This window comes from Nocardioides sp. Root140 (genome assembly GCF_001426745.1).
Taxonomy (GTDB): domain Bacteria; phylum Actinomycetota; class Actinomycetes; order Propionibacteriales; family Nocardioidaceae; genus Nocardioides.
In genome coordinates this window covers 24,880-49,031 of sequence record NZ_LMFI01000012.1, presented here as the reverse complement: position 1 = coordinate 49,031, position 24,152 = coordinate 24,880, and the positions used below count along the sequence as shown (strand labels likewise).

The window sequence follows — 24,152 nt, the reverse complement described above, 5'->3', positions numbered from 1 at the left end:
CCTTGTCCTGGACGGTCAGGCGTTGACGGCGGGAATGATGTCGGTGGCCAACTGCTCCATGCGGCGCTTGCGGCCACCGGAGAGCAGGGCGAACGTGATCCGGTCGAGGTCGAGGGCGCAGAGATCCTTGAGGCGCGCCACGCACTGGTCGGCGGTGCCGGCCAGCGCGACGGACTTCACGAACTCGTCGCTGACGACCTGCTTGTGGCCTGCGTGCCGCGAGAGGTGCTCGACCAGGTGGTAGCCGGAGTTGGCCGCAGCGAACTCCGGACGGAAGCGCTCCCAGGCGGGCGGCATGTGCTTCCACACGTCGAACGTCGCGGCCTGGCTGGTCGCCCAGGCACGCACGTCGGAGAGCGCCTGCTCCTCGTCGTCGTCCACGCTCATCGTGACGACCAGGTCGATGACGATCTCGGAGCGGTCGCGACCGGCCTTCTCGAGGCCCTCGTAGATGTACTTCAGCTGCCACTCGACGAACTCGGGGTCGGCGCCGCCCATCAGGATCGCGCCGTCGCACTTCTCACCCGAGAGCCGCAGCATGCCGGGCTGGGAGACGGCCAGGTAGATGGGGATCTGCTTGCCTGCGGTCGCCAGCTTCACCTTGGTGCCGTAGAGGTCCTGCTCCTCGCCGGTGAAGAGTCGACGGAACTCGTCGATGCCGGCCGAGAGGTCGCCGAGCTTCGAGGGCTGGCCGCCGGCGCCGTACACCGCGGACCAGCCTGCGCCGAGGCCGAGCATCGCGTTGCCGTTGCTCAGCTCGTCGAGGGCAACCGTCGCGTTGGCGGTCACCGTGGGGTGCCTCGTGAGCAGGTTGGTGACGGCCGAGCCGATGTGCATGTTCTCCGTGGCGAGCGCGGCGATGTTCATCGCGGCGTACACGTCCTTCATGCCGAGCTGGAAGTCGATGAACCACATCGCCTCGAAGCCCTTGGCCTCGGCTTCCTTGGCCAGGTCGGTCACGTTGGTCAGTGGTTCGCGCGGGCTGACGCCCATCGAGAGTCCCCAGCGGTCCATGGTGTTCAGTTCCTTCCAGAGAGGGCAGTGCGCATGACGGCAGTCACGGCATCCGGGTTGTCGATGTTCATGAGGTGTCCCGCATTCGGGATCTCGGTGTAGGTCACGTCGGCCAGGGCCTCGGTGATGATGTCTGCGGCCTTGCGAGGGCAGAAGGTGTCGTCGGTGGCGCCGACGACGTCGACGTGCACCTTGATGTCGGCCAGGCGCGGCGTGAGCGGTGCGGCGTTCAGACCGGCCATTGCCTGCGCGGCATTGGCGTAGCCACGCCCGTCGCCGACCACGCGCAGCCGTTCCGCGACGACCTGGTCGAGCTGGTCGTGGGCCACCGCCAGAGCCGCGGCGGTGTCCTCGCGCATTCCGTGACGGAACTCGGCGGATGCCGTGTCCGCGGCCTGCGCGATCCGGTTCGCGTAGAAGCCGGTGGCGGCGCGACCGACCACGGACGACGTACCGAGCACGATCGCGTGGGTGACCAGGTCGGGGCGCTCGGCAGCGGCCCAGAGGGCGACGGTGCCACCGAGGGAGAACCCGACGACCGTGGCCGGGCCGGTGACCGTCTCGAGGAAGCCGAGCAGGTCGCGCCCCAGCTGCTCGAGCGTTGCGTCGCCGTCGCCAACCGTGGTGCCACCGTGACCGCGCAGGTCGTAGGCGAACGTGTGTACGTCGGCCAGGTCGCGCTGTTGCACGGCCCAGGTCTCCTTGCCCTCGGCAAGCCCGTGCACGAGCACGACGGGCGGGCCGGAGCCGGCCTCCGTCCACTCGACGTCGATGTCGCCGATGGTTCGGGTGGATGTGGCTGTCATGCGTGCTCCTCGAGGATGCGGCGAAGGTCGACCTTGCGGATCTTGCCTGCGGCGGTCACGGGCATTTCGTCGACGACGCGCAGGGACTCCGGAAGCTTGCGGTCGGACACTCCCGCTCGACGGAGCCAGCGCACGAGCTCGTCGAGGGTCGGCGGGAGGTTCCTGGCCACGATCACGGCGCAGATGCGTTCGCCGAGGCGCTCGTCGGGCTCGCCGATCACCGCCACCCGGAGCACGTCGGGGTGAGCCGCGATCGCGTTCTCGATCGGCACCGGGGAGATGTTGACGCCGCCGCGGATGATGAGGTCCTTCAGCCGCCCGGTCAGGCGGAGGTAGCCGTCGTCGCCGATGCTGGCCAGGTCGCCGGTGCGGAAGAAGGCGTCCGGGGTGAGCAGGCTGCGGTACATCTCCTCCTGCCCGAGGTAGCCGACGAAGACCCCGGGCCCACGCATGGCCAGCTCGCCGACCCCGTTGTCGTCGGGCTCGAGGATGCGGAGCTCGAGGTCGGGCAGCGGGATGCCAGCGGTGCTGGTCAGTTGCTCGGGCGTGCTGTCGGCCGTGCCCGTCGTTCCGGCGCCCTCGGTCATGCCCCACAGGACGGTGACGAGAGTGTGCGGGGCCTGCTCGGCGGCCTGCTCGAGAAGGCTCGGCGGCACCGGGGCACCGCCGCAGAGGAAGCTGGTCAGGCTGGCCAGCTTGGCCTTTCCAGCCGGCCATTCGGCATCCACGAGGTCCTTGAGGAACGGAGTCGCGGCTGCGGTGAACACGCACTGGTGCTCGTCGACGAGCTCGAGGCCACGCACCGGGTCCCAGCGGTCCTGGAGCACGAGGGTGGCACCCGTGAACAGGGACAGTCGGCCGCCGTGCCACGCGCCGACGCTGTGGCCCAGCGGCGACGGCATGAAGATGGGGGTCTCTTCGGTGATCCCGAAACGCCGGGCGAAGCCCAGGTTGACGGCGGCCATGGTGTCGGCGGTGTGCATGACGGCCTTCGGCATGCCCGTCGTGCTCGACGTGAACATGAGGTGGTCGACGCCGGCGGGAACCACGGGGGCACGCCGCTCCCCCTGTGCCCAGGTCCAGAACTCCGCGCCGTCGTCGTCGACCAGCAGAACGCTGGTCGCCCAGCCGCACGAGACGGCCGCGTCGCGGGCCCATTCACCGGTCGGCCGGTTGCGGCTGGTGTGGGCGCCGATGATCACGCGGGAGCCGATGAGCTCGTGGACATGGCGCAGGGTCCGGGAGTCGGTGCTGATCGGCAGCGTCGCCGGCACGGCGCCGATCTGCAGGCAGGCGAGCAGCGACACCTGCCACTCCACGCTGTTGGGCAGGTAGATCAGCACGGCGTCTCCGGCCTGCACACCGGCGCTGACCAGGCCGCGGGCCATCAGGCGCGCCCGACTCGAGAGCTCGCGACGGGTCAGCGCGTGGCCACGGTCGTCCACGAGTGCGAGGTGGGTCGGGTCGGCCTCGACGAGGCGGTTGAAACGGTCGGCGAGCTGCTCACCCGGCCACCAGCCGTTGCGGCGGTAGTCGTCGGCGAGCGGGTGCTCTGCGCCGAGCTGGAGAGGCGTTGCTGTCTGGGTCACAGGTCGATCGTCCAACGGTCTGCATCTCCTGTCAAGAGAGTGATGTCGCTTTTTTTCTTTGCTCACGTCGCTTTACGTTATGCTCGGGTCCACACAGGCCAAGACGATCACTTCGGGAGCCCGCACATGCCAGTGTCCGCAGAACCCACCACCCCCAAGGGCCGGCGCACCCGCGACCATCTCGTGAACGCGGGCCGTGTGGTGTTCGCCCGCGACGGCTACGTCAGCGCCCGCATGTCCGACGTGGCGCAGGAGGCCGAGATCTCCATGGGTGGGCTCTACCGCTACTTCGCCAACAAGGAGGACCTCTTCGGCCAGGTCATCGCCGACCTCCATGAAGAGCTCTTCCAGGCGAGCACTGCCACCGACCACGACTTCAAGACCGACCCCTATGAGGCGCTGGTCGAGTCGAACAAGGGTTACCTGCGGCATTACAGCGAGCAACGCGACGTCATGCGGGCCTTCATCCAGGCTGCCCACGTCGAAGACCGGTTCCGCGACTTCTGGTGGAAGATGCGCAACCGCCACATCGACCGCTTCGTCACCGCGCTCAAGAACGTCCATGGCATCACCGAGGTGAACGGCGTCGACGCCGCGCTGGCGGCCGAGTCCGTGGCGTGCATGGTCGAGCAGTCGGCCTACGTCTGGTACGCCCAGCACAAGCTGCACGGTTCCGAGGTCGACCTCGATGACGCGGCTCGCACGGTGGCTCACACATGGTTCGTCACCTTCTTCGGTCCCGACGACCACCGGGTCGCCTCCTCCTAGAGGGAGCGCAGGTGCGGCGGGAGCCCGTCGGGAAGCAGCGGTTCGAGCGAGGCACCGATCGCGATGAGATCGAGGTCGCTCCCCCGACGCCCGACGAGCTGCACACCCACGGGCAGCCCCTCGTCCAGGCCGGCCGGGATCGCCAGCACCGGATGCCCGGTCAGGTTGGCGAAGGCCGTGTTGCGACACAGCGCGGTGTCGCGGTCCTCCCACTCGCCTGCCACCTGCACCTGCTCGTCGTACGCCGGTGACGCGGGGAACGGCACTCCCGGGAGCAGCAGGACCTCGACCGTGTCGAGCAGTTGGTCGAGTTCGTCACTGAACGCCATACCCGACGTACGCGCCGTGTCGTACTGCCCGTCGGTGACCAGGGCAGCTGCGGCCAGCCGAGCTCGGACGTACGGCGTGTAGAGGTCGGCGCGATTCGCCCACCGGGCGTGGAAGCGACTCGCCTCGTGGCCGATGATGGTGAAGTTGTCACCGACACTGGCCTCGATTCCGGGCAGCCGCACCTCCATCACCCGCGCGCCGAGATCACCGAACGCGTCGGCAGCCGAGGAGACGGCGACATCGACCGAGGCCGCCGATCGTCCGAGACCGGCGAGGACGCCGACAGTGCGCGGCACCCCCTGCGGCGTTGGCCCGCCGGCCAGGCCGGCCAGCACCCGTAGCAGCGGGTCGAGGTCCGCAACCGAACGTGCCATCGGGCCGGCCACGTCCAGGGTCGGGGAGAGTGGCACGATCCCGTCGGTCGGCACCAGCCCACGGGTCGGCTTCAAGCCGGCCACCCCGCACAGGTTCGCCGGAATGCGGATCGAGCCCGCCGTGTCGGTGCCGACGGCACCGAGGCAGAGTCCGGCAGCCAGGGCCGCCGCGGGTCCGCCGGACGAGCCGCCGACGATGCGTTCGGGATTCGCGGGATTGCGGGTCGGCTCGGTGGTGCCGCCGTACGCGAACTCGTGGGTGTTGGCCTTGCCGACCAGGACGGCGCCTGCCTGCTCCAGCCGGCTCCACACCGTGGCGTTGGTGTGAGCCACGTTCTTCTCGAGGACCCGGCTGCCGGCCGTGGTCACGAGGCCCGCGACGTCGATCAGGTCCTTCAGCACGACGGGGATCCCGAGGAGCGGACCCGACTCCCCCGCAGCCAGCCGGGCATCGGCCTTGGCCGCGTGCTCACGAGCCAGGTCGACGGTGGCGGTGACCAGCGACCTGATCGCGGGTTCGTGCACCGCCGAGCGCTCCAGCACCGCCTCGAGCAGCGCGGCCGAGGTCAGCTCGCCCGAGTCCAGTGCGGCCCGGGCGGCCACGAGCGTGGCGGGCAGGTTCACGCGGCTCCGACTCCGATCAGGCTCTGTTGCACGTCGCGCCGGCCCGAGAGATCTTCGGCGCTGCCATCGTAGGCCACCTCGCCGCTGACCAGGACGACTGCACGATCGGCGACCGAGAGCGCAAATCGCAGGTTCTGCTCGACCAGAAGGATGGCCGGGGCATCGGCCTCGCGGGTCAGTTGCCGCAGCAGGACGGCGATCTCGTTGACGATGGAGGGAGCCAGTCCCTCCGTCGGCTCATCGAGGAGCAGCAGGGACGGATTGGTGCTCAGCGCGCGGGCGATGACGAGGAGCTGCTGTTCGCCGCCACTGAGGTTGTTGCCGAACGCCTTCGAGCGCTTGCGCAGCACCGGGAAGAGGTCCATCAACCGGTCCGTGGTCCATCCGGTTCCCGACGCCGGCCGCCTGGCCGCCACCTCCAGGTGCTCGCGCACGGTGAGGCTGCGGAACACCTGGCGCGACTCGGGCACCAGACCGATGCCGAGCCTCGCGCGCTTGTGCGGGCCCAGCTCGGAGATGTCCCGGCCCGCCAGGCGCACTGCGCCCGAGGAGCGTGGCAGCTGACCCATGATGGCCCGGATGGTGCTGCTCTTGCCCATGCCGTTGCGCCCGAGCAGCGCGGTCACCGAACCGGACTCGACCGTGAGCCCGATGCCGTGCAGCACCGGCGCCCCGCCGTACCCGCCGCGCAGGTCCTTGATCTCAAGCAACGATGGGTTCTGCACCGAGATACACCTCCTCCACGAACGCGTTGCGGGCGATCGCCTCCGGGGTGTCGTCGGCCACGAGCTGCCCCTGGTGCATGACGAGGATGCGGTCGGACCAGCCCATGACCATGTCCATGTCGTGCGCGACGAAGATGACCGCGGTCTCCGGGCCCAGTTCCGCGACGCGGTCTCGCAGGTCGCCGCACTCGGAGGCTGTCAGCCCGACGTTCGGCTCGTCGAGAAGCAGCAGGCTGGGCTGTGCCGAGACGGCGATCGCCAGCTCGAGCCGCCGTTGTGCGCCGTACGACATGTTTGCGGGCAGCTCCACGCCGTCATTGCGACCAAGGTCCCACGTGTCCAGGAGCTCGTCGACGCGCGCCGCGAGAACCCGGTCGCCGCGCCAGCCGCGGACCATGCTCCATCGGTGGTTCTGACGGCACGCGAGGGTCAGGTGCTCACGCACCGTGAGGTCAGGGAACAGGCTTGAGATCTGGAAGGAGCGCGAGATCCCGGCCCGGTAGCGGCGGTGCGGGGCGAGTCGTGTGACATCGCGTCCGGCCAGTCGCACGTGACCGCTCGAGGCCTTCACCTGGCCCCCGAGGATGTTGAACAGCGTGCTCTTGCCGGCTCCGTTGGGGCCGATCACGCCGACCCACTCGCCGGCTTTCACGTTGAACGAGACGTCCTGTACGGCGTGCACTCCGCCGTACGACCGTCCGACTGCATCGATCTCAAGCAACGGCATGGGAGACCCGTCCTCTCGTGAGGGAGCGCAACGCGCCGGCGACCTTCGGTCGGAACCGGAGCAGCAGCGCGGTGACGATGAAGAGCCCGCCGATGATCATCGGGGCGCGCTCCATCGACCACTGGTTGGCGTAGAACTGGAGCAAGGTGACGAGGATGCCGCCGATGAAGGCGCCGTACCTCGTGCCGGAGCCGCCGATGATCGCCATCAGCACCAGCAGCCCCGACGTGGCGACACCGATGTTGGTGGGCGAGATCAGCCCGCTCTGGAAGGCAAACAGGGCACCACACACTCCGCTGAGGGTGCCGGACAGGACGATCGCGACAACACGGTAGCGCCACACGTCGTACCCGAGGGCCTCCATACGGACCTCGTTGTCTCGACTCCCCCGGAAGGCCAGGCCTAGCGGCGAGCCGATGATCCGCTGGATGGTGAACAGTCCGAGCGCAGTGAGGACGAGCACGAACTGGTAGAGCGTGCCCGAGTGCCAGTCCTCGCCGAGACCGAGCGAAGGGATGTAGATGCCGGTGACGGCCTCGGCCTGCGCGGTCTTGAGGAAGTCCCACTGCTGGGCGAGGTTCGAGACCATCTGGCCCAGCGCAAGCGTGACCAGGATGAAGTACAGCCCGCGAGCCCTGAGCGAGACGAGGGCGAAGACCAGCGACGCCAGCGCGGACGCGAGGGCGGCGGCGACGATGAGGTACCAGAACGACTCGTGGCCGTAGCGCACCATCAAGAGCCAGGCGGTGTAGCCGCCCACACCGGCGAGTGCGGCGTGACCGAGGCTGTAGAGCCCGGCCTGACCGTAGGCGAGGTCGAGGCTTGCGGCCATCATGGCGAAGATCAGGGCCCGGGTGAGCAGGCTCTCCTGCTGGCTGGAGAGCAGGAACGGCAGTTCGAGAGCGCCGATCAGGAGCACCAGGACCGGCACCTTGCGGCGCAGCTGGGTGAACACGGTCGTCATGTCAGGCCGTCCTTCCACTGAGGCCGGTCGGCCGCAGCACGAGCACTCCGGCCATCAGCAGGTAGAGCATGACCGAGGACATCTCGGGAAACCGGTCGCGCGAGAAGGCGTCGAGCAGGCCGATCACCAACGCCGCGACGAGAGTGCCGGGCACCGAGCCGATGCCGCCGACCACGACCACGACCAGTGCCATGAGGAGAACCTCCATCGGCTGGTTCGTGTTCGCCCCCAGGACCAGGCCGCCCATGCCACCGGCGATGCCGGCGACCGCGGAGCCCAGCACGAACACGGCGAGGACCACCCGGTCGAGGTTGATGCCGAGGCCCTTGGTCATCTCCGCGTCGTCCATGCCGGCACGCACCATGGCGCCGACCCGGGTACGGTCCTGCACCAGCCAGAGCATCAGCGCGATCGCGAATCCGACGACAGCGATGGCCAACCGGTTGGCCGGCACCGACACTCCGCCGATCTGGACGGCGCCCTCGAGCCAGCTGATCCGGAACGGTGCCTTGGCGATCGGGCCCCAGATCCACTGGGCCAGGTTGGCCAACACGTAGATCAACCCGAACGACATGAGTATCTGCTCATTCGGTCTGCCGGGGATGAAGCGGAACAGCCTCTCCAGCGCCAGCCCGAGCGCCGCACAGATCACTGCCGCACCCAGGATCGCGACCACGAGGGGGTAGCCCTGGTCGACGGCGAGGGTCGAGGTGACGAACGCCCCCACCATGTAGACCGCCCCGTGGGCCAGGTTGAGCACGCCCATCGCTCCCAGGAGCAGGGCGAGACCCGATCCCATCAGGAACAGGACCGCTCCGAGCGAGATCCCATTTGCGATGATCTGCATGTCAGTGTCCGACGTTCTCGTAGGTCTTCACGGGTTCCCACTCGTAGCGACTGCCGTCCTTGATCGCCTTGACCACCGTGCGGTTGGACGCGGCGACGCCGTCTGCGTCGTACGACGCCGGGCCGATGACGGTGTCGAACACCTTCCCGTCGAGCTCCTCGCGGAGTGCCTTGACGGACGTGTCTCCATCGGTCTCGTCGGCACCGGTCAGGAAGATGTCGGTGACCGTGTAGGCGAAGGCGACGGTCTGGTTCGGAATTCCGTGGTACTTGGCGTCGTACGCCTTGGTGAAGGCCGCATTCTCCGGGTAGTCGAGCAGGTGGTTGTACTCGTTGAGGCCGATCTCACCGGAGAGCTCGTCGCCGATGCTCTGATAGGTGGGGTCGAAGACGCCCTGGAACATCAGCAACGGGACCTTGATCCCGAGGTTGCGGTACTCGCGGACGAACGCCGCGGCATCGTTGGGGACCAGCCACATGGCAAGCGCGTCGACGTCCTGGTCGAGCTTCGTGGCGTACTGCAGCATGTCCGTGGTCCCGAGCGGAACCCACTGCTGCTGGGAGACCTCACCGCCGGCTGACTTGAACGCGTCCGCGACACCGGCGATCGCGTTCTGGCCGTAGGCGTAGTCGGGTCCGAGGGTCGCGATCTTCTTGTAGCCAAGTTCTTCGGCCGCATAGGTGCCGAGCGGAGCCGCCGTCTTCTTGTCCGCCCCGGGCCAGATGAACCCGCTTCCGTCGCCGCCAGCCAGGGCGACGTCGCCACCGAGCAGGGTGAACATGGGAACACCCTGTTGGTCGAGGTACGCCGACACTGCCTGCTGGCTGGAGCCGAAGATCGGTCCGACGACGACGTCGGCACCGTCGGACTCGACGAGCTTCTTCACCCGCTCCAGGGTCTGGGACGGGTCGAGCACGTCCTCGTTGACCTTGACCACCGAGACCTTCTCGCCACCGGCCTCGCTGCCGAACTTGTCGAGCGCGAGCTCCACGCCCTGCGCTGCTTCGGGACCGTAGTCGGCGGCGAATCCCGAAGTCGGAGCCACCAGCCCGATGACGATCTCATTGTCATTGGCCGCATCGTCGTCGCGCGTGGCGCACGCCGCGAAGGACATCGTGAGCGTCGTCGCGGCAACGGCTGCCATCAGTTTTCGAGCCTGCACGTGGACTCCTCCAAGTCGATTACCAACCCCGTGGAGTCGATCGTCGGCCTGTGACGCGCATCATGTCAAGAGGGTGACGTCGCTTTTTTGTGTTTGCCGCCTCGCTTTTCTGGGCCCGATGCGGAAAGTGCCTACGACCGGTGGCGCCGAGACTGAAGGATCTGTGACTGCCGAGTTGTCACCGCCGATCGGGAGAACTCGCCCTCGACGACCTGGATGTAGGTCCGCGGGGATACTCGCTACGGTTTGGGCGGGTCCGGTCAGGTGGTCACCCCGAGAATGGCCGAACGGTCTGCGGCATGTTTTGCGGCATCGGCCCCAATGCGGGCCGTCGTGCGATCGCGCTGTGCGTCGGCCAGAAACGCAAAAACCGCCTCTGTCCTGCGTTCTCCGCAGGACAGAGGCGATTTCTCCGGTCGGGCTGACAGGATTTGAACCTGCGACCCCTTGACCCCCAGTCAAGTGCGCTACCAAGCTGCGCTACAGCCCGAAGCCCCGCGACTCACGCCGTGGAGCGAGTGGAACCCTACCGCAGCCCGGCGGCGAACACGGAATCAGGGTCCATCCTCGTCGCACCGAAATTCGTTGACACTTGGATTCTGCAACTGCTAAGCCAGTTCCCAACCACTGCGCCTCTTGCTTGCAGCACGGGAGGGTCTCGAGCACCGGGCTCGGTGGGGACATCCACTCACCTCGGGAAGGACCCTCCTCATGCGCTCGATCCGCCACACCATGCTGCGCCGACGTACGTCGTACGCGGTGGCCGCCGCCGCACTCGCGATGACCAGCCTGTCCGGCACTCCGACGGCACAGGCCGACGACGGCGACCTCCATCCGGACCCGTTCGCGTACTGCCCGGTCGGTGTGGTGACCAACCCCGACACCGGCGCCACCACGAGCACCTGCATCGCCTCCGTGGGACGCGGCGGCACGTTCAAGCTCGGCTCCACCGTCGTGACGCTCACCGAGGGCGTCAACGTCCAGGGCGGCCTGGGCATCACCCCGACCGGGCCCGCGTTCGTGCTCGCCAACGACGGCATGACCCTCTCCGGCCCCGACCAGAACGTCCCGGGTGGGGTGCTGGGCGTCGCCCAACTGGAGGGGCTGCTCCCGGGAATCACCGACATCAAGGCTGTCGTCCACCTCGCCGGCACTCCGACGTTCAAACTGGGCGCCAACCTCCGGATGGACCTGCCGGTCTACGTCGAGCTCAAGAACAACCTGCTCGGCCCCCACTGCACCATCGGCGCGCCGGACGCACCGTTCGTGCTGCACCTGACCAGCGGAACGACGACTCCCCCGGAGGGAGTCGAGCCGATCACCGGCGCCAACGGCACCGTCACCGCTCCGGACCTGGGCGTGACCGTGCTCGAGCTCAAGGGTCAGCGGTTGGTCGACAACACCTTCGCCGTGCCGGCCGCCACCGGGTGCGGTCCACTCGGACTGCTCAACGGCGCGGTCAACGCCAAGTCCCACCTTCCGGCTGCTGCCGGGGTCAGCGAAGCAAGGCTCGACGGCAATGCGTTCATCGTCGGTGCCTCACAGGTCGACCAGGTGACGGGCTACGTGCCGGGCATGTAGCAGCAGATGGTCTCGAGACGGGCGCAGAGTGCCCTCCTCGACCAACGAAGAACGCGAGCGCCCTCCTCGACCAACGATCCAGGAGGGCGTTCGCCTTCGATCAGCGCTTGCGCTTCTCGCGGGGTCGCACGGACAGCTCGATCGGGGTACCGACGAAACCGAACTCCTCACGCAGGCGACGCTCGATGTAGCGCTCGTATCCGGCGTCCAGCTTGCCGCTGGTGAAGAGGATGAACGTGGGCGGCGAGGTCTGCGCCTGCGTGCCGAACAGGATCTTCGGCTGCTTGCCGCCACGCACCGGGTGGGGGTGCTCGGCGACCAGACGGCCGAGGAAAGCGTTGAGCTGGCCGGTCGTGACCCGGGTCTCCCAGCCCTCGAGCGCGCGGTCGAGCGCCGGGACGAGCCGGTCCACGTGCCAGCCGGTGCGCGCGGTGATGTTGATCCGCGGCGCCCACTGCACCTGCACGAGCTCGCGCTCGATCTCGCGGTCGAGGTAGTAGCGACGCTCCTCGTCGACGAGGTCCCACTTGTTGAACGCGATCACCAGCGCACGGCCGGTCTCGCGGACGGTCTGGATGATGCGGATGTCCTGCTCGGACAGGCTCTGCGACCCGTCCACGACGAGTACGGCGACCTCGGCCCGCTCGATTGCGGAGGCGGTGCGCAGCGACGCGTAGTACTCGTGGCCGGAGGCCTCCTTGACCCGCTTGCGGATGCCGGCGGTGTCGATGAAGCGCCAGTCACGGCCGCCCAGGGTGATCAGCTCGTCGACCGGGTCGACGGTGGTGCCGGCGACGTTGTCGACCACGACGCGGTCCTGGCCGGCCAGCTTGTTGAGCAGCGACGACTTGCCGACGTTGGGCTTGCCGACGAGTGCGATGCGGCGCGGGCCGCCGACCTCGCCGTACGACTCCTCGGGAGTCTCGGGCAGGGCCTCGAGGACCGCGTCGAGCAGGTCGCCCGAGCCGCGTCCGTGGATCGCAGAGACCGGGTAGGGCTCGCCCAGACCGAGGTTCCAGAGACCGAACGCCTCGGCCTCGGTGCGCTGGTCGTCGACCTTGTTGGCAGCGAGCACGACGGGCTTCTTCGACTTGCGCAGGATCTTGACGACGGCCTCGTCCGAGTCGGTGATGCCGACCGTCGCGTCGACCACGAAGAGCACCGCATCGGCCAGCGACACCGCGATCTCGGCCTGCCCGGCGATGCGCTCGGCCAGGCCCTTCGCGTCGGGGTCCCAGCCACCGGTGTCGACGACCGTGAAGGCGCGACCGTTCCACGAGGCGTCGTAGGAGACCCGGTCACGGGTGACACCCGGACGGTCCTCGACGACGGCTTCGCGGCGGCCGATGATGCGGTTGACCAGGGTGGACTTGCCCACGTTGGGGCGGCCGACCACGGCGAGCACCGGCACCGGTCCCAGGATCTCCGGGCCGGCCTCGGTGGACGCGTCGTACTCGCTCATCATGCTCCTTGTTCGACCACACCGGTGTGCGGGTCGTCATCGATGTTCTGCTGCCCCACGGGCAGGGGCCCGGGGAGTTGCCGGCCGGTGAGGGCCAGCGCTTCGTCAAGCCGGGCGATCATGTGCTCCCGCAACAACAACGCCGAGTGCCTCACTTGTTCCCGGGTGCGTGGCCACGGAGTCTGCTCGAAACGGTACGGCTCGCCGTACACGATGTCGACGGTGCTGCCCCGGGGCGGCAGGGCGTTGCTGCCGGCGCCGGGTTCGCGGGTGCCGATCATGCTCACCGGCACGATCGGCGCACCGGAGACCAGGCCGAGGTACGCCGCTCCGGCGTGGAAGCGGCGGAAGTCGCCGGGTCCGCGGGTGCCTTCGGGGAAGACGCCGGCTGCACGCCCGTCGCGCAGCACGGCCAGGCACGCCTTCATCGCCGACGGGTCGGCGGCGAAGCGGTTCAACGGGATCTGGCCGGCTCCACGCAGGAACCCACCCAGCCTGCCCTCGAACATCTCGACCTTGGTCAGGGCGTGCACCGGCCGCGCGCCGAAGATCGCCAGCAGCGGACCGTCGACGACGCCCACGTGGTTGCTCGCGACGATCACCGGTCCGGTGGCGGGCACCAGGTCCGCGTTGTGCACCCGCACGCCGAAGCGGCGGCGGATCAGGAAACGAGCGAGGGGCCGCAGGCCATGCAGCATGAGGGTCCGGGGCAGCTCCACCCCGTCGGTGTCGGGAAGTGTGCGTGCCATCACACCCCTTCCCGGGCGGCGCTCACCAGAGCGACCACCTGATTGATCACCTCTTCGAGCGTGTACGGCGTGGTGTCGATGTGGTGCGCACCATCGGCCATCACCAACGGCGCGGTCGCCCTGCCGGAGTCGATCTTGTCGCGGGCCAGCAGCGACTGCTCGGTGGCGGCCAGGTCGGAGCCGCCTTCCTCGGCGGCCCGGCGGAGCGCGCGTGCGGCGGGGTCGGCGGTGAGGTAGAGCTTCACCTCGGCCTGCGGCCACACCACGGAGCCGATGTCACGGCCCTCGACGACGATGCCGCCGTCGCCGATCACGTCCCGTTGCAGCTCGAGCAGTCGGGCCCGGACCTCGGGGACCGCGCTGACCGGGCTGACCGCGCCGGTGACGTCCTCGCCGCGAATGCCCACGGCCACGTCGGTGCCGTCGACGGTGATGGTCGGTGCCAGCGGGTCGGTGCCGGACTCGATGCGCGGTGTCAGCGCGTGGGCGGCCACTGCCTGCGGGTCATGGACGTCGACGTCGTTCTCGAGCATCCACCACGTCATCGCCCGGAACATGGCACCGGTGTCGAGGTAGCGCAGGCCCAACCGGGCAGCCGCACCGCGGGAGGTGCTCGACTTGCCCGACCCGGAGGGTCCGTCGATCGCGACGACGACGTTGTTGCTCACGGGTTCCTGCCTCCTGCTGGGTCGATAAGTGCAGGGTGCAGCCTACCCGTGAGTCAGCCCGGCCCGGCCATCCTCGACTCGGCATCCCCGACTGGGCCGCCGGTCAGCTGTGCAGGTCCCAGCCGCGTTCGCCGAGCGAGACCCTCAGGTGCTCGGCGCGGTCGACCTCGACCAGCAGCTCGACCAGGCCGACCGGGCGGCCCGGGTCGTGGTCGATGTGCACGTCCTCGATGTTGACCCCGATCTCGCCCGCGTCTGCGAACAGTCGGGCCAGCTCGCCCGGGTGGTCGGGCACCGCGACGTACAGGCTCCGCATGGGGCGCGGGGGCCCGCCGTGCTTGCCGGGAATGGCCCGGGTGCCGGCCACGCCCTCGGCCAGGAGCACGCCGAGCGGGCCGCGCTCGTCAGCGGAGATGGCCGCGCGGAACTCGGTCAGCCGGCCCTGTACCTCGTCGATGAGGCCGAGCAGTGCCGCCGAGTTCGCGGTGATGATCTGCTGCCACAGGCGCGGATCGCCCGCGGCGATGCGCGTCACGTCGCGCACCCCCTGCCCGGAGAGCGCCAAGTGCTCCTCGGGGGCGTCGACCAGTCGGCCGGCCACCAGCGAGGCCATCAGGTGCGGCAGGTGCGACGTGCGGGCCACGGCCTGGTCATGCTCCTGCGGCGTCAGCTGCAGCGGCACTCCCCCACAGGCTTCCACCAGCTCGGTGACCAGGCGGACGGCGTCGGCGTCGGCCTCGTCGTGGACGGCGATCGCCCACGGACGGCCCTCGAACAGGGTCGCCGACGCGGCCAGGGGGCCCGACCGTTCACTGCCGGCCATCGGGTGGCTCCCGACGTAGCGGCCCACCGACTCGGGGGCGACGGCCGCGACCTGGGCCAGCGGCTGGGACTTGATGCTGCCCACGTCGGTCACGATCGCGTCGGTGTCGCGCAGGGCGTCGGCGACGATGCTGCCGAGGTGGTCCGGCGGCACGGCCACGACCACCAGCTGCACCGGCTGGCCGTCGTACGCCTTGCCGGCACCGAGGCCGCTCGCCGTCCGCAGGTGCTCGGAGGAGGCGTCCTTCAGGTAGACCTCGAGCCCGGCCCGGCGACAGGCCAGGGCGACAGAGGTGCCGAGGAGGCCGGTGCCGACCACCAGGACCGGACCGCGCAGGTCAGCCATCCGCGCCGGTGTCGTCGGGGACCTCGCGGACCCGGGTGAGGTCGCGACGGAGGTTGGCGGCGCCGTGCAGGTAGACGTGGGTGATGTCGGCGCGCGGCAGGTCGGTCTCGACGTGCGCCATCATGCGCACGACCCTCGGCATGGAACCGTCGATCTCGAGCTCGCGTGCACAGATCAGCGGCACGTCGTCGAAGCCGAGCCTGCGGGCGGCGTACGCCGGGAACTCGGAGTTGAGGTCGTCGGTGGCGGTGAAGATCACCGAGATGAAGTCGTCGACCTCGAGCCCGTTCGACGCCATCACGTCCTGGACCATCTCGGCGACGCGCTCGAGCATGTGCTCGCGTACGTCGTCCTCGAGCTGCGTGGCCCCACGCACGGCTCGTACTGCCACGATGTCGTCCTTTCCTGACCGGATCCTTGCCCGCACAGGCTAGGCCATACCGGTCGAGGGAGGGCGCCGCGGCCTCACTTCGGCTGGTAGTTGCCGAAGGACCACTGGTTGCCCTCCGGGTCGCTCACCGTGCCGCCGCGGCCGCCGTAGTCCTGGTCCACCATCGGTCGTACGACGCTCGCCCCTGCCGCGACCGCCGCGTCGAAGAGGGTGTCTGGATCGTCGGTGACCAGGTAGCACGCGGCCGTGCCCGGACCGGACACACCAACGGCGTCTTCCCGGACCGAGCCGAACATGATCCCGCCGCCGCCGGACCACAGCCACTCGGCGTGGACCACCGTCGTCGGGTCCTTGTCGTCACGGTAGGTCGCGTGCTCGGTGAACCCGATGGCACCGAGCCACTGCATCATCCGCTCGGGGTCCTGCAGGGTCAGGGTCTGCCAGTGCTTGATGTCGGCTGCTGAGGTCATCATCGGCTCCTTCGTCGTCGTCGGACCCTCAGGTTGCCGCGTCGTCGACCCCGGTGTCTTGGACGAATGGGAACTCCTCGCGCGCCCAGTCCGACGGGGTGCAACCGGCCAACGCGTTCCACTCACGGGTCAGGTGGGACTGGTCGGCGTAGCCACATGTCGCAGCCAGGTCGGCCAGCGAGCCGGCACCCGCGGCAAGGCTTGCCACCCAACGCTCACGGCTGGCCGAGAAACGCGCAATGCGCTGGAACACCTTGGGCGTGACGCCGCACTCGGCCCGGAACATGGTGGTCAGGTGGCGCCGGGAGCAGCCGGTCTCGTCGGCGACCTCGTGCACCGGGACGCCTCGGGTCAGCCGGGCCAGCGCATGCCCCACCTCGGCGCGGGGCGCAGGTGCTTCGGTGGCGGCCAGCGCCTCGACCAGGCACCGTTCGACCAGGCGCACACGGTCACGCGGGTCGGCGAGCCCATTCACCTGCTCGGGGAGCCGGCGGAGGACGAGCGGCAGGTCTGGACCGAGCTCGTCGAGCCCGGTGAGCGCTCTGGCCACCTCGCCGAGCGGCACGCCCAACAGGGCCCGCGCCCCGAGCGGGGTGAGCGCCAGCTGGATGCCCGCCTGGCGACGGCCGTGGTGGATGTGCGCCGGACGGTCGTGCAGCCCGGACACCGACGACCAGCCACTGGTCCGTGACCCCGGCACTCCCGCCCACGACACCGCGAGGGGCTCGTCGACGGGCAGCACGAAGGTCAGCGTCGGCGACGGGAGCCCGCGATGGATGCCCGGCTCGGGCGTGGTCACGTCGTACGCCACGAGCGAGGCGACGTACGGCGCGAGCACCGGTGCGGGCATGTCCACGACGGTACGCCGACGTGCCGGGCGAGCAACACGGAACATCCAAGTCACCTGGTGACTGGGATGTTCCGCGCTGACCTTCTAGAGCTTGGCCGCGTCGAGGAGCTCACCGAGCTCGTCGGCGGTGAGCTCGCGGAGCTTGCCGAGCTTGAGGGTCTGCAGCAGCACCGGACCGATGGCGGTGCGGGTCAGGTTGCGCACCGGGTGGCCGAGGTGGTCGAGCAGTCGGCGGACGATCCGGTTGCGTCCCTCGTGGATGGTGAGCTCGACGATGCTGCGGCCCTTGGCGCCGCCCTGTCCGGTGCGCATGATGCGCGCCCGCGACACCTCGACCGGGCCGTCGTCGAGGGTGACGCCGGCCAACAGCTGCGCGATGGTGTCCTTGGTCGCCTCGCCCTCGACCTCTGCGACGTACGTCTTCTGCAGCTCGTACGACGGATGGGCCACCCGCTGGGCGAAGTCGCCGTCGTTGGTGAGCAGGATCAGCCCGGAGGTGTCGGTGTCGAGCCGTCCGACGTGGAACAGTCGCTCGGGACGATCGGCCACGAAGTCGCTCAGGGTGGGGCGTCCCTCGGGGTCGGACATCGTCGAGACGATGCCGCGGGGCTTGTTCAGCACGAGGTAGACGTTGGGGCTGATCGGCGGGAGCCGCTTGCCGTCGACGTGGATCACCGCGGTGCGCGGGTCGATCTTGGTGCCGAGGCGGGTGACCACCTCGCCGTCCACCTCGACCAGGCCGGCGAGCATGATCTCCTCGCACTTGCGGCGCGAGGCCACACCCGACTGGGCCAGGTGCTTCTGGAGGCGGACCAGGCCGTCGTCCGCTGCGTCGTCGTTCACGGTCGGACCGGCTCGTCGGAGGCGGCGGTCGTGTCGGCCGGCAGTGTCTGGTCGGTCGCGACCTGGTCGCCCGGGGCCTCCCCCGAGGTCTCGACGGCCACTGCGGCGACGGCCTCGTCGCTGCCACCGGCGAGTGCAGCGAGGTCGTCCTCCATGTCGGCCATGTCCGGCAGGAACGGCGCGAGCTCGGGCAGGTCGGTGATGTCGGTGACGCCGATCCTCTCGAGGAAGTAGGTCGTGGTGCGGTAGAGGTTGGCGCCGGTCTCGCCGTCCTGGCCGGCCTCCTCGACCAGGCCACGGGTCAGCAGGGTGCGCATGACGCCGTCGACGTTCACTCCCCGGATCGCCGAGACACGGGCCCGGGACACCGGCTGCTTGTAGGCAACCACCGCGAGGGTCTCGAGCGCTGCCTGCGTCAGGCGCGCCTGCTGACCCTCGAGGACGAACGCCTCGACCACCGCGGCGAACTCGTCGCGGGTGTAGAACCGCCAACCGCCGGCCACGTTGCGCAGCTCGAAGCCGCGGCCCTGTTCGTCGTACTCGGCGGCGAGGCCGGCGAGCGCCTGCCCGGTCTCCTCGACCCGGTAGCCGACCGAGGAGGCGAGGGTGACCAGGTCGAGCGGCTGGTCGGCGACCATGAGGATCGCCTCGAGCGACGGGCGCAGCTCGGTGACCGGGACGGCCAACGTCTCCGGGTCAGCCTCTGGCGCAGCATCGGCCTCGGTCGCCGTGTCGGCGTCGATCGTCGGCTCGGCGGGGGTCTCCGCCTCGGTCTGCTCGGCTTCGTTCACCGGGGCACCGGTCTCGTCGGTCATGCGTCGTCCTCGTTCGGGTCGGATGCGTCGGAGTGGTCTCGAGACGGTTGCAGGGCAACCTCCTCGACCAGCGGGGGTTCGGGCTGCGCGGCGTCGTCGACCAACGGGGGTTCGGGCTGCGCGGAGCTCTCGACGGGGGCGGGGTCATCGACCGGCGGCGCCCCGTCGAACTCGTCGGTGATCTCGATCTCGGCGTCGTCGTCCCCGGTCCAGCGGATGGTCAGCTCACCCAACGGGGTCATCTGGTCGAAGCCGACCGCGCCCTCGCGGAACAGTTCGAGCAGGGAGAGGAAACGGGCCACCGTGGTCAGGGTGTCCGGTGAGTCGCCGCACAGCGCGCGGAAGGTGATCGTGCCGGTGCGGCGTACCCGCTCGATGACGAGTGCGGCCTGCTCCTTGACCGACACCTTGGCGGCGTGGATGTGCTGCAGCGAGACCTCGAGCACCGGCTTGGGGGCCAGTGCCTTGGCCGCGAGCCGGGCGAACTGTTCGAGCCCGATGCCGATCAGCACCTCGGGCAGCAGCGTCGCGAAGCGGTCCTCGAGGCCCACCGCACGCGGGAACCTGCGCGACTCCCCCGCCAGACGTTGCTCCAGCACACCGGCCACCTGCTTGAACGCCTTGTACTGCATGAGCCGGGCGAAGAGGAGGTCGCGCGCCTCCAGCAGGGCGAGGTCCTCCTCGTCCTCGACGTCGCCCTGGGGCAGCAGCCGGGCGGCCTTCAGGTCGAGCAGCGTGGAGGCGACGAGCAGGAACGACGTGGTCTGCTCGAGGTCCCAGACCGGACCGCCTGCCTTGACGTAGGCGATGAACTCGTCGGTGACCGTCGAGAGTGCCACCTCGGTGACGTCGAGCTTGTGCTTGGCGATCAGGTTGAGCAGCAGGTCGAAGGGGCCCTCGAAGTTCGCCAGGTGGACGGCGAAGGCCGGGGTGACCTCACCTTCTCCAGGCGCCACGGCCACGGCGTCCGCCTCGCTCACGACTCCCTCAGGCGGGTGACCAGCATCGAGTCGTCGCCGTTCTCCTCCAGGTCGGCCAGCGCGATCGCGATCGCCGACCGGACCAGGCGGCCCCGGTCGACGGCCAGGCCCTGGGTACGCCGCAGCAGCAGCCGGGCGTGCTCGATGTCGAGCAGCTCGTCGGAGGTGACGTAGACCGTCATCTTCTCGTCGTGACGGATCCGGCCACTCGGCTTCCGCGGCGCCGACTCCGCCGAGGCCTCCGGCTGGACGTCGGGCACCGCCTTCGGCCCGGAGGTCCGCGCCGGAGCAGCGTCCCGGGTGTCACCGGCGGCGGCCGAGGTCGGCCGGAAGAGGTCGTCAGCCGCGGGCAGGCTCACCCGTCGAGACACGCGCCAGCACCTCCTTGGCCAGCTGCCGGTAGGACTCGGCGCCGGCGGACGACGAGGCGTACGTCGTGATCGGCTCACCGGCCACGGTGGAGTCGGAGAACTTGATCGTGCGGCGGATGACGGTGTGGAAGACGGTGTCGCCCCAGGCGTGCACCAGTCGCTCCATGACCTCGCGGCTGTGCAGGGTGCGGCCGTCGAACATGGTGCCGAGCACGCCGTCGATCTCGAGCTTCGGGTTGAGCCGCTCCTGCACCTTGTCGATGGTGGTCTTGAGGAGGGCCACGCCGCGGAGCGCGAAGTACTCGCACTCGAGCGGCACGATGACGCCGTCGGAGGCGGTCAGCGCGTTGACGGTCAGCAGGCCGAGCGACGGCTGGCAGTCGATCAGGATGACGTCGTACTTCTCGAGGGCCGGGGCCAGCACGCGCGACAGGGTCTGCTCGCGGGCCACCTCGTGCACCAGCTGGACCTCGGCGGCGGACAGGTCGATGTTGGAGGGCAGGAGGTCCATGCCCTCGACGCCGGTCGGCACGACCACCTCGTCGTAGGTGACGTCACGCTCCATGAGGAGGTTGTAGATGGAGAGCTCCATCTCGTGCGGGTTCAGCCCGAGCCCGACCGAGAGCGAGCCCTGGGGGTCGAAGTCGACCAGCAGCACCTTGCGACCGAACTCGGCCAGCGCGGCACCCAGGTTGATCGTGGTGGTGGTCTTGCCGACCCCACCCTTCTGGTTGCACATGGAGATCACCCGGGCGCCACCGTGGGTGGTGACCGGCGCCGGCTCGGGCAGGTGCGGCATCGGCCGGCCCGTGGGACCGAGCTTCTCCGGCTCGTCGATCAAGGCCTCGGCCGGGGTCTCCTTCGGAGCTGGTGCGGTCTGCCGGGGCTGGAAGGGAATGGGGTCGCTCACGCGGTGGTCATCTCCGGGGGAAGTCGGTGCGACGGGAGGTCGGAGCAGGGGAGGCATCTGCGGCGCGCCACTCCCCGCCTGACCGGGAAAGCCGGAGAAACTGCCGGAGAAATTTCCGTCGCCGCTCATGTACCGCTCCTCCAACTCCAGTGCATTGTCGACTCGGCGACATGTGCCCGAGCCTGCGGGCGACTCTAGGGCCACTGCTCCGACCCGAACAAGGCGGGAGCCCAGATCCCTGTGTTCATGGGGAAATCTGTGCACAAGCTGTGCAGAACCACGCGCTCAGTTGCACAGGGCAAGTGCCACCTGTGCACAACCCTGTGGAGGAAAGGTCACAGTCGTCGCATCGCCGTCGACGTGACGATCGCCTGGCCGAGGTCGTCCGACGCGTCGAGGTCGACCACTGCCTCGATCACCCAGTCGTGGTGTCCTTCGGGGTCGTCGATGACCTGGCGGACCTCCCACACCCGCCCCTGCTCCGGATCGGTTCCTGGCGTGATCTGCAGCAGGTCGGGACCACGGGCGTCGCCGGCCGTGCCGATCGAGTCGTGCTCGTCGTAGTAGGCCTCGATCGCCTCGTCCCACTGGCTACGGGTCATCCCGATCTCGCGCGGTGGCTCGAAGAGGTCTGCCGTTGCCCGTTCGCCCCGCATCAGCCCGTCGAGGTCGTCGCGGGCACACAGCTCGACCCGGCGGAACATCGCGTTGCGGATCATCACCCGGAACGGCCGCTCCTGCAGCGACAGGGGCCGTGGAGGCGGCGGGGGCTCCCCCGCGGACCCGGCCACCCGCTCCGGGTCGGTCAACGCCTCCCACTCGTCGAGCAGCGAGGAGTCGGTCTGGCGGATGGTCTCCCCCAGCCACTCGACGAGCTCCTCGAGCTCGGGCGTGCGGTGCGAGTCGGGGATGGTGTGTCGCAGGGTGCGGTAGGCGTCAGTGAGGTAGCGCAGCACCAGACCCTCGGAGCGGGCCAGCTGGTAGCGGCCGACGAAGTCGGTGAAGCTCATCCCCTGCTCATACATCTCCCGCACGATCGACTTCGGCGCCAGCCCGTCCTCCGGCAGCCACGGGTGGCTCTGGCGGTACATCTCGTACGTCGCCCCGAGCAGCTCGGCCAGGGGCTGCGGCCAGGTCACCTCGTCGAGCAGTGCCATGCGTTCGTCGTACTCGATGCCGTCGGCCTTCATCTCGGCCACGGCCTCCCCGCGGGCGGCGTGCTGCTGGGCGAAGAGGATCTGCCGCGGCCCCTCGAGCACCGCCTCGACCACCGACACCTGGTTGAGCAGGTGCTCGGGGTCCTCCGGGTCGAGCACGTCCAGCGCGGCCAACGCGAAGTGCGCCAGCGGCTGGTTGAGTGCGAAGTCCTCCGGCAGCTCGGTGGTCAGCACGAACCGCCGGCCCAACCCGTCGACCTCGGTCAGCCGGGTGAGCACGCCCGACTGCACGAGCGAGCGGGCCAGTCGCAATGCCCGGCGGACCAGACGGGGCCGGTTGCGCGGGTCCTCGTGGTTGTCGCGCAGCAGGTCGCGCATCACCGCGAACGCGTCGGTCTCGCGGGCCACCACGTTGAGCAGCATCGAGTTGTCGACCCGCATCCGGGAGACCAGCGCCTCGGGCGTGCCCTCGACCAGCCGACCGAAGGTCTCCTCGGTCCAGACCACACTGCCCTCGGGTGGCCGGCGCAGCTGGGCCTTCGACTTCTTCTTGGCCAGCTTCGCTTCGCTGAGTGCGGCGTTCTTGGCGGCCGCCTTCGCCTTGGCCTTCTCGTTCTCGATCACGTGCTCCGGCGCCTGTACGACGACGTACCCGGCGGTGTCGAACCCGGCCCGGCCCGCACGACCGGCGATCTGCTGGAACTCCCTGATCCGCAGGGTGCGCTGGCGGGTGCCGTCGAACTTGGCGAGCCCGGTGAACAGCACCGTGCGGATCGGCACGTTGATGCCCACCCCGAGGGTGTCGGTGCCACAGATCACCTTGAGCAGACCGTCCTGGGCCAACTGCTCGACCAGCCGGCGGTACTTCGGCAGCATGCCGGCGTGGTGCACGCCGATGCCGCTGCGCACCAGCTTGGACAGGGTCTTGCCGAAGCCGGCCCCGAACTTGAACGCCCCGATGCGCTCGGCGATCGCGTCGCGCTCCTCGCGGGTGACGACCTTCGAGCCGAACGACCCGGGTGAGAGCAGCTGGTTGGCGTGCTCGACGGCGTCCTTCTGGGTGAAGTGCACGACGTACGCCGGCACCTGCCGGGTCGTGACCAGTTCCTCGAGGGTCTCGGCCAGCGGGGTCATCGCCCAGGTGAACGTCAACGGCACCGGTCGCTCGGCATCGTCGACCAGCACGGTCGGCTTCTTCGTGCGACGGGTGAGGTCCTCGACGAACGGGCTGACGTCACCGAGTGTGGCCGACATCAACAGGAACTGGGCCTGCGGGAGCGTGAGGATCGGCACCTGCCACGCCCAGCCGCGGTCGGGCTCGGAGTAGAAGTGGAACTCGTCCATGACGACCAGCCCGACGTCGGCGGCCGCACCCTCGCGCAGGGCGATGTTGGCCAGCACCTCGGCGGTGCAGGCGATGATCGGTGCGTCCGCGTTCACGGAGGCGTCACCGGTGAGCATGCCGACGTTGTCGGCCCCGAAGACCTCGCACAGCGCGAAGAACTTCTCGCTCACCAGCGCCTTGATGGGCGCCGTGTAGAAGCTGACCTGGTCGCGGTTGAGCGCGGCGAAGTGCGCGCCCAGGGCCACCAGCGACTTCCCGGAGCCCGTGGGCGTGGCCAGGATGACGTTGTTTCCGGAGAACAGCTCGATGACTGCCTCGTCTTGGTGCGGGTAGAGGCCCAGCCCCCGCGACTCGACCCACGCGGTGAACGCGTCGTACAACGTGTCCGCGTCGGAGTCCGCGGGCAGGGGTACGTCGAGTCGGGTCATGTCCCGATCCAATCACCCGCCCGCACACCACCAC

The 24,152-nt window shown here is 69.3% G+C and carries 24 protein-coding genes and 1 tRNA gene; 2 read left to right on the top strand and 23 right to left on the bottom strand.

What is annotated here, in order from left to right:
- Positions 1-15 precede the first annotated feature (15 nt).
- From ASD30_RS20285 to ASD30_RS20275, 3 genes are read right to left on the bottom strand one after another with little or no spacing between them, the layout of a single operon-like run.
- Positions 16-1,014 carry an LLM class flavin-dependent oxidoreductase gene (locus tag ASD30_RS20285; protein WP_056686232.1) on the bottom strand — a complete coding sequence of 333 codons (999 nt, stop codon included), beginning with the start codon at positions 1,012-1,014 and terminating at the stop codon, positions 16-18.
- Between the two features lie 5 nt (positions 1,015-1,019).
- Positions 1,020-1,820, bottom strand: coding sequence for an alpha/beta fold hydrolase (locus ASD30_RS20280; RefSeq protein ID WP_056686229.1), 801 nt, complete (start codon positions 1,818-1,820; stop codon positions 1,020-1,022).
- On the bottom strand, positions 1,817-3,409 hold the full coding sequence (locus ASD30_RS20275; protein WP_056686226.1) for an AMP-binding protein: 1,593 nt from the start codon (positions 3,407-3,409) through the stop codon (positions 1,817-1,819). Before ASD30_RS20275 ends, ASD30_RS20280 begins: the two co-directional genes overlap by 4 nt.
- Before the next feature lie 126 nt (positions 3,410-3,535).
- On the opposite strand from ASD30_RS20275, the gene ASD30_RS20270 reads away from it, so the two are divergent.
- Positions 3,536-4,177, top strand: a complete 642-nt coding sequence (locus ASD30_RS20270) for a TetR/AcrR family transcriptional regulator (protein ID WP_200950170.1) — start codon at positions 3,536-3,538, stop codon at positions 4,175-4,177.
- Here the strand turns inward: ASD30_RS20270 and ASD30_RS20265 are convergent.
- The 7 genes from ASD30_RS20265 to ASD30_RS20235 form a co-directional block, all read right to left on the bottom strand.
- Positions 4,174-5,505, bottom strand: a complete 1,332-nt coding sequence (locus ASD30_RS20265) for an amidase (RefSeq protein WP_056686220.1) — start codon at positions 5,503-5,505, stop codon at positions 4,174-4,176. The two genes, ASD30_RS20270 and ASD30_RS20265, sit on opposite strands and share 4 nt — an antisense overlap.
- Positions 5,502-6,230 (bottom strand): ABC transporter ATP-binding protein, encoded by a 729-nt coding sequence (locus tag ASD30_RS20260; RefSeq protein ID WP_200950169.1) that lies wholly within the window; start codon positions 6,228-6,230, stop codon positions 5,502-5,504. Before ASD30_RS20260 ends, ASD30_RS20265 begins: the two co-directional genes overlap by 4 nt.
- Entirely contained in the window at positions 6,208-6,957 is a 750-nt protein-coding gene (locus ASD30_RS20255) for an ABC transporter ATP-binding protein (RefSeq protein ID WP_056686214.1), read from the bottom strand. The genes ASD30_RS20260 and ASD30_RS20255 overlap by 23 nt, the downstream gene beginning before the upstream one ends.
- Positions 6,944-7,921 carry a branched-chain amino acid ABC transporter permease gene (locus ASD30_RS20250; protein ID WP_056686210.1) on the bottom strand — a complete coding sequence of 326 codons (978 nt, stop codon included), beginning with the start codon at positions 7,919-7,921 and terminating at the stop codon, positions 6,944-6,946. The genes ASD30_RS20255 and ASD30_RS20250 overlap by 14 nt, the downstream gene beginning before the upstream one ends.
- Position 7,922: 1 nt before the next feature.
- Positions 7,923-8,768 carry a branched-chain amino acid ABC transporter permease gene (locus ASD30_RS20245; protein ID WP_056686206.1) on the bottom strand — a complete coding sequence of 282 codons (846 nt, stop codon included), beginning with the start codon at positions 8,766-8,768 and terminating at the stop codon, positions 7,923-7,925.
- Between the two features lies 1 nt (position 8,769).
- Positions 8,770-9,930 (bottom strand): ABC transporter substrate-binding protein, encoded by a 1,161-nt coding sequence (locus ASD30_RS20240; RefSeq protein ID WP_156393731.1) that lies wholly within the window; start codon positions 9,928-9,930, stop codon positions 8,770-8,772.
- Positions 9,931-10,346: 416 nt separating this feature from the next.
- Positions 10,347-10,420, bottom strand: a tRNA-Pro gene (locus ASD30_RS20235).
- Between the two features lie 221 nt (positions 10,421-10,641).
- Here ASD30_RS20235 and ASD30_RS20230 point away from each other — a divergent pair.
- Positions 10,642-11,511, top strand: coding sequence for a hypothetical protein (locus tag ASD30_RS20230; RefSeq protein WP_056686200.1), 870 nt, complete (start codon positions 10,642-10,644; stop codon positions 11,509-11,511).
- A gap of 100 nt (positions 11,512-11,611) precedes the next feature.
- Here the strand turns inward: ASD30_RS20230 and der are convergent, their stop codons facing one another.
- From der to ASD30_RS20165, 13 genes are all read right to left on the bottom strand, one after another.
- Positions 11,612-12,973 (bottom strand): ribosome biogenesis GTPase Der, encoded by a 1,362-nt coding sequence (gene der, locus ASD30_RS20225; RefSeq protein ID WP_056686197.1) that lies wholly within the window; start codon positions 12,971-12,973, stop codon positions 11,612-11,614.
- Positions 12,973-13,722, bottom strand: coding sequence for a lysophospholipid acyltransferase family protein (locus ASD30_RS20220; protein WP_056686194.1), 750 nt, complete (start codon positions 13,720-13,722; stop codon positions 12,973-12,975). The genes der and ASD30_RS20220 overlap by 1 nt, the downstream gene beginning before the upstream one ends.
- A complete protein-coding gene (cmk, locus tag ASD30_RS20215; RefSeq protein WP_056686191.1) occupies positions 13,722-14,390 on the bottom strand; it encodes a (d)CMP kinase in 669 nt (222 codons plus the stop codon). Before cmk ends, ASD30_RS20220 begins: the two co-directional genes overlap by 1 nt.
- 103 nt (positions 14,391-14,493) lie before the next feature.
- Positions 14,494-15,558, bottom strand: coding sequence for a prephenate dehydrogenase (locus ASD30_RS20210; RefSeq protein WP_056686188.1), 1,065 nt, complete (start codon positions 15,556-15,558; stop codon positions 14,494-14,496).
- On the bottom strand, positions 15,551-15,949 hold the full coding sequence (gene aroH, locus ASD30_RS20205; protein ID WP_056686185.1) for a chorismate mutase: 399 nt from the start codon (positions 15,947-15,949) through the stop codon (positions 15,551-15,553). The genes ASD30_RS20210 and aroH overlap by 8 nt, the downstream gene beginning before the upstream one ends.
- A gap of 74 nt (positions 15,950-16,023) precedes the next feature.
- Positions 16,024-16,419, bottom strand: coding sequence for a VOC family protein (locus tag ASD30_RS20200; RefSeq protein ID WP_056686770.1), 396 nt, complete (start codon positions 16,417-16,419; stop codon positions 16,024-16,026).
- A 28-nt stretch (positions 16,420-16,447) separates the two neighbouring features.
- Complete coding sequence (locus tag ASD30_RS20195; RefSeq protein WP_056686767.1) at positions 16,448-17,269, bottom strand: helix-turn-helix domain-containing protein; 822 nt, start codon at positions 17,267-17,269, stop codon at positions 16,448-16,450.
- Positions 17,270-17,353: 84 nt separating this feature from the next.
- Positions 17,354-18,112 (bottom strand): pseudouridine synthase, encoded by a 759-nt coding sequence (locus ASD30_RS20190; RefSeq protein WP_056686182.1) that lies wholly within the window; start codon positions 18,110-18,112, stop codon positions 17,354-17,356.
- The gene (gene scpB, locus ASD30_RS20185) at positions 18,109-18,927 is read right to left on the bottom strand and encodes an SMC-Scp complex subunit ScpB (RefSeq protein ID WP_082564035.1); all 819 of its coding nucleotides are present in this window, start codon (positions 18,925-18,927) and stop codon (positions 18,109-18,111) included. The genes ASD30_RS20190 and scpB overlap by 4 nt, the downstream gene beginning before the upstream one ends.
- On the bottom strand, positions 18,924-19,907 hold the full coding sequence (locus tag ASD30_RS20180) for a segregation and condensation protein A (RefSeq protein ID WP_082564034.1): 984 nt from the start codon (positions 19,905-19,907) through the stop codon (positions 18,924-18,926). Before ASD30_RS20180 ends, scpB begins: the two co-directional genes overlap by 4 nt.
- Positions 19,904-20,278 carry a hypothetical protein gene (locus ASD30_RS20175; RefSeq protein ID WP_056686178.1) on the bottom strand — a complete coding sequence of 125 codons (375 nt, stop codon included), beginning with the start codon at positions 20,276-20,278 and terminating at the stop codon, positions 19,904-19,906. The genes ASD30_RS20180 and ASD30_RS20175 overlap by 4 nt, the downstream gene beginning before the upstream one ends.
- Positions 20,247-21,245, bottom strand: a complete 999-nt coding sequence (locus ASD30_RS20170) for a ParA family protein (RefSeq protein ID WP_082564033.1) — start codon at positions 21,243-21,245, stop codon at positions 20,247-20,249. Before ASD30_RS20170 ends, ASD30_RS20175 begins: the two co-directional genes overlap by 32 nt.
- A gap of 278 nt (positions 21,246-21,523) precedes the next feature.
- Positions 21,524-24,118 carry a DEAD/DEAH box helicase gene (locus ASD30_RS20165; protein ID WP_056686175.1) on the bottom strand — a complete coding sequence of 865 codons (2,595 nt, stop codon included), beginning with the start codon at positions 24,116-24,118 and terminating at the stop codon, positions 21,524-21,526.
- Positions 24,119-24,152: the final 34 nt, after the last annotated feature.

Bases quoted from the DNA above. Each gene is read 5' to 3' on its own strand.
- ASD30_RS20285 (WP_056686232.1), bottom strand. From the start codon at position 1,014: ATGGACCGCTGGGGACTCTCGATGGGCGTCAGCCCGCGCGAACCACTG.
- ASD30_RS20280 (WP_056686229.1), bottom strand. From the start codon at position 1,820: ATGACAGCCACATCCACCCGAACCATCGGCGACATCGACGTCGAGTGG.
- ASD30_RS20270 (WP_200950170.1), top strand. From the start codon at position 3,536: ATGCCAGTGTCCGCAGAACCCACCACCCCCAAGGGCCGGCGCACCCGC.
- ASD30_RS20255 (WP_056686214.1), bottom strand. From the start codon at position 6,957: ATGCCGTTGCTTGAGATCGATGCAGTCGGACGGTCGTACGGCGGAGTG.
- ASD30_RS20250 (WP_056686210.1), bottom strand. From the start codon at position 7,921: ATGACGACCGTGTTCACCCAGCTGCGCCGCAAGGTGCCGGTCCTGGTG.
- ASD30_RS20245 (WP_056686206.1), bottom strand. From the start codon at position 8,768: ATGCAGATCATCGCAAATGGGATCTCGCTCGGAGCGGTCCTGTTCCTG.
- ASD30_RS20230 (WP_056686200.1), top strand. From the start codon at position 10,642: ATGCGCTCGATCCGCCACACCATGCTGCGCCGACGTACGTCGTACGCG.
- der (WP_056686197.1), bottom strand. From the start codon at position 12,973: ATGAGCGAGTACGACGCGTCCACCGAGGCCGGCCCGGAGATCCTGGGA.
- ASD30_RS20220 (WP_056686194.1), bottom strand. From the start codon at position 13,722: ATGGCACGCACACTTCCCGACACCGACGGGGTGGAGCTGCCCCGGACC.
- ASD30_RS20210 (WP_056686188.1), bottom strand. From the start codon at position 15,558: ATGGCTGACCTGCGCGGTCCGGTCCTGGTGGTCGGCACCGGCCTCCTC.
- ASD30_RS20200 (WP_056686770.1), bottom strand. From the start codon at position 16,419: ATGACCTCAGCAGCCGACATCAAGCACTGGCAGACCCTGACCCTGCAG.
- ASD30_RS20195 (WP_056686767.1), bottom strand. From the start codon at position 17,269: ATGCCCGCACCGGTGCTCGCGCCGTACGTCGCCTCGCTCGTGGCGTAC.
- scpB (WP_082564035.1), bottom strand. From the start codon at position 18,927: ATGACCGACGAGACCGGTGCCCCGGTGAACGAAGCCGAGCAGACCGAG.
- ASD30_RS20170 (WP_082564033.1), bottom strand. From the start codon at position 21,245: ATGCCTCCCCTGCTCCGACCTCCCGTCGCACCGACTTCCCCCGGAGAT.
- ASD30_RS20165 (WP_056686175.1), bottom strand. From the start codon at position 24,118: ATGACCCGACTCGACGTACCCCTGCCCGCGGACTCCGACGCGGACACG.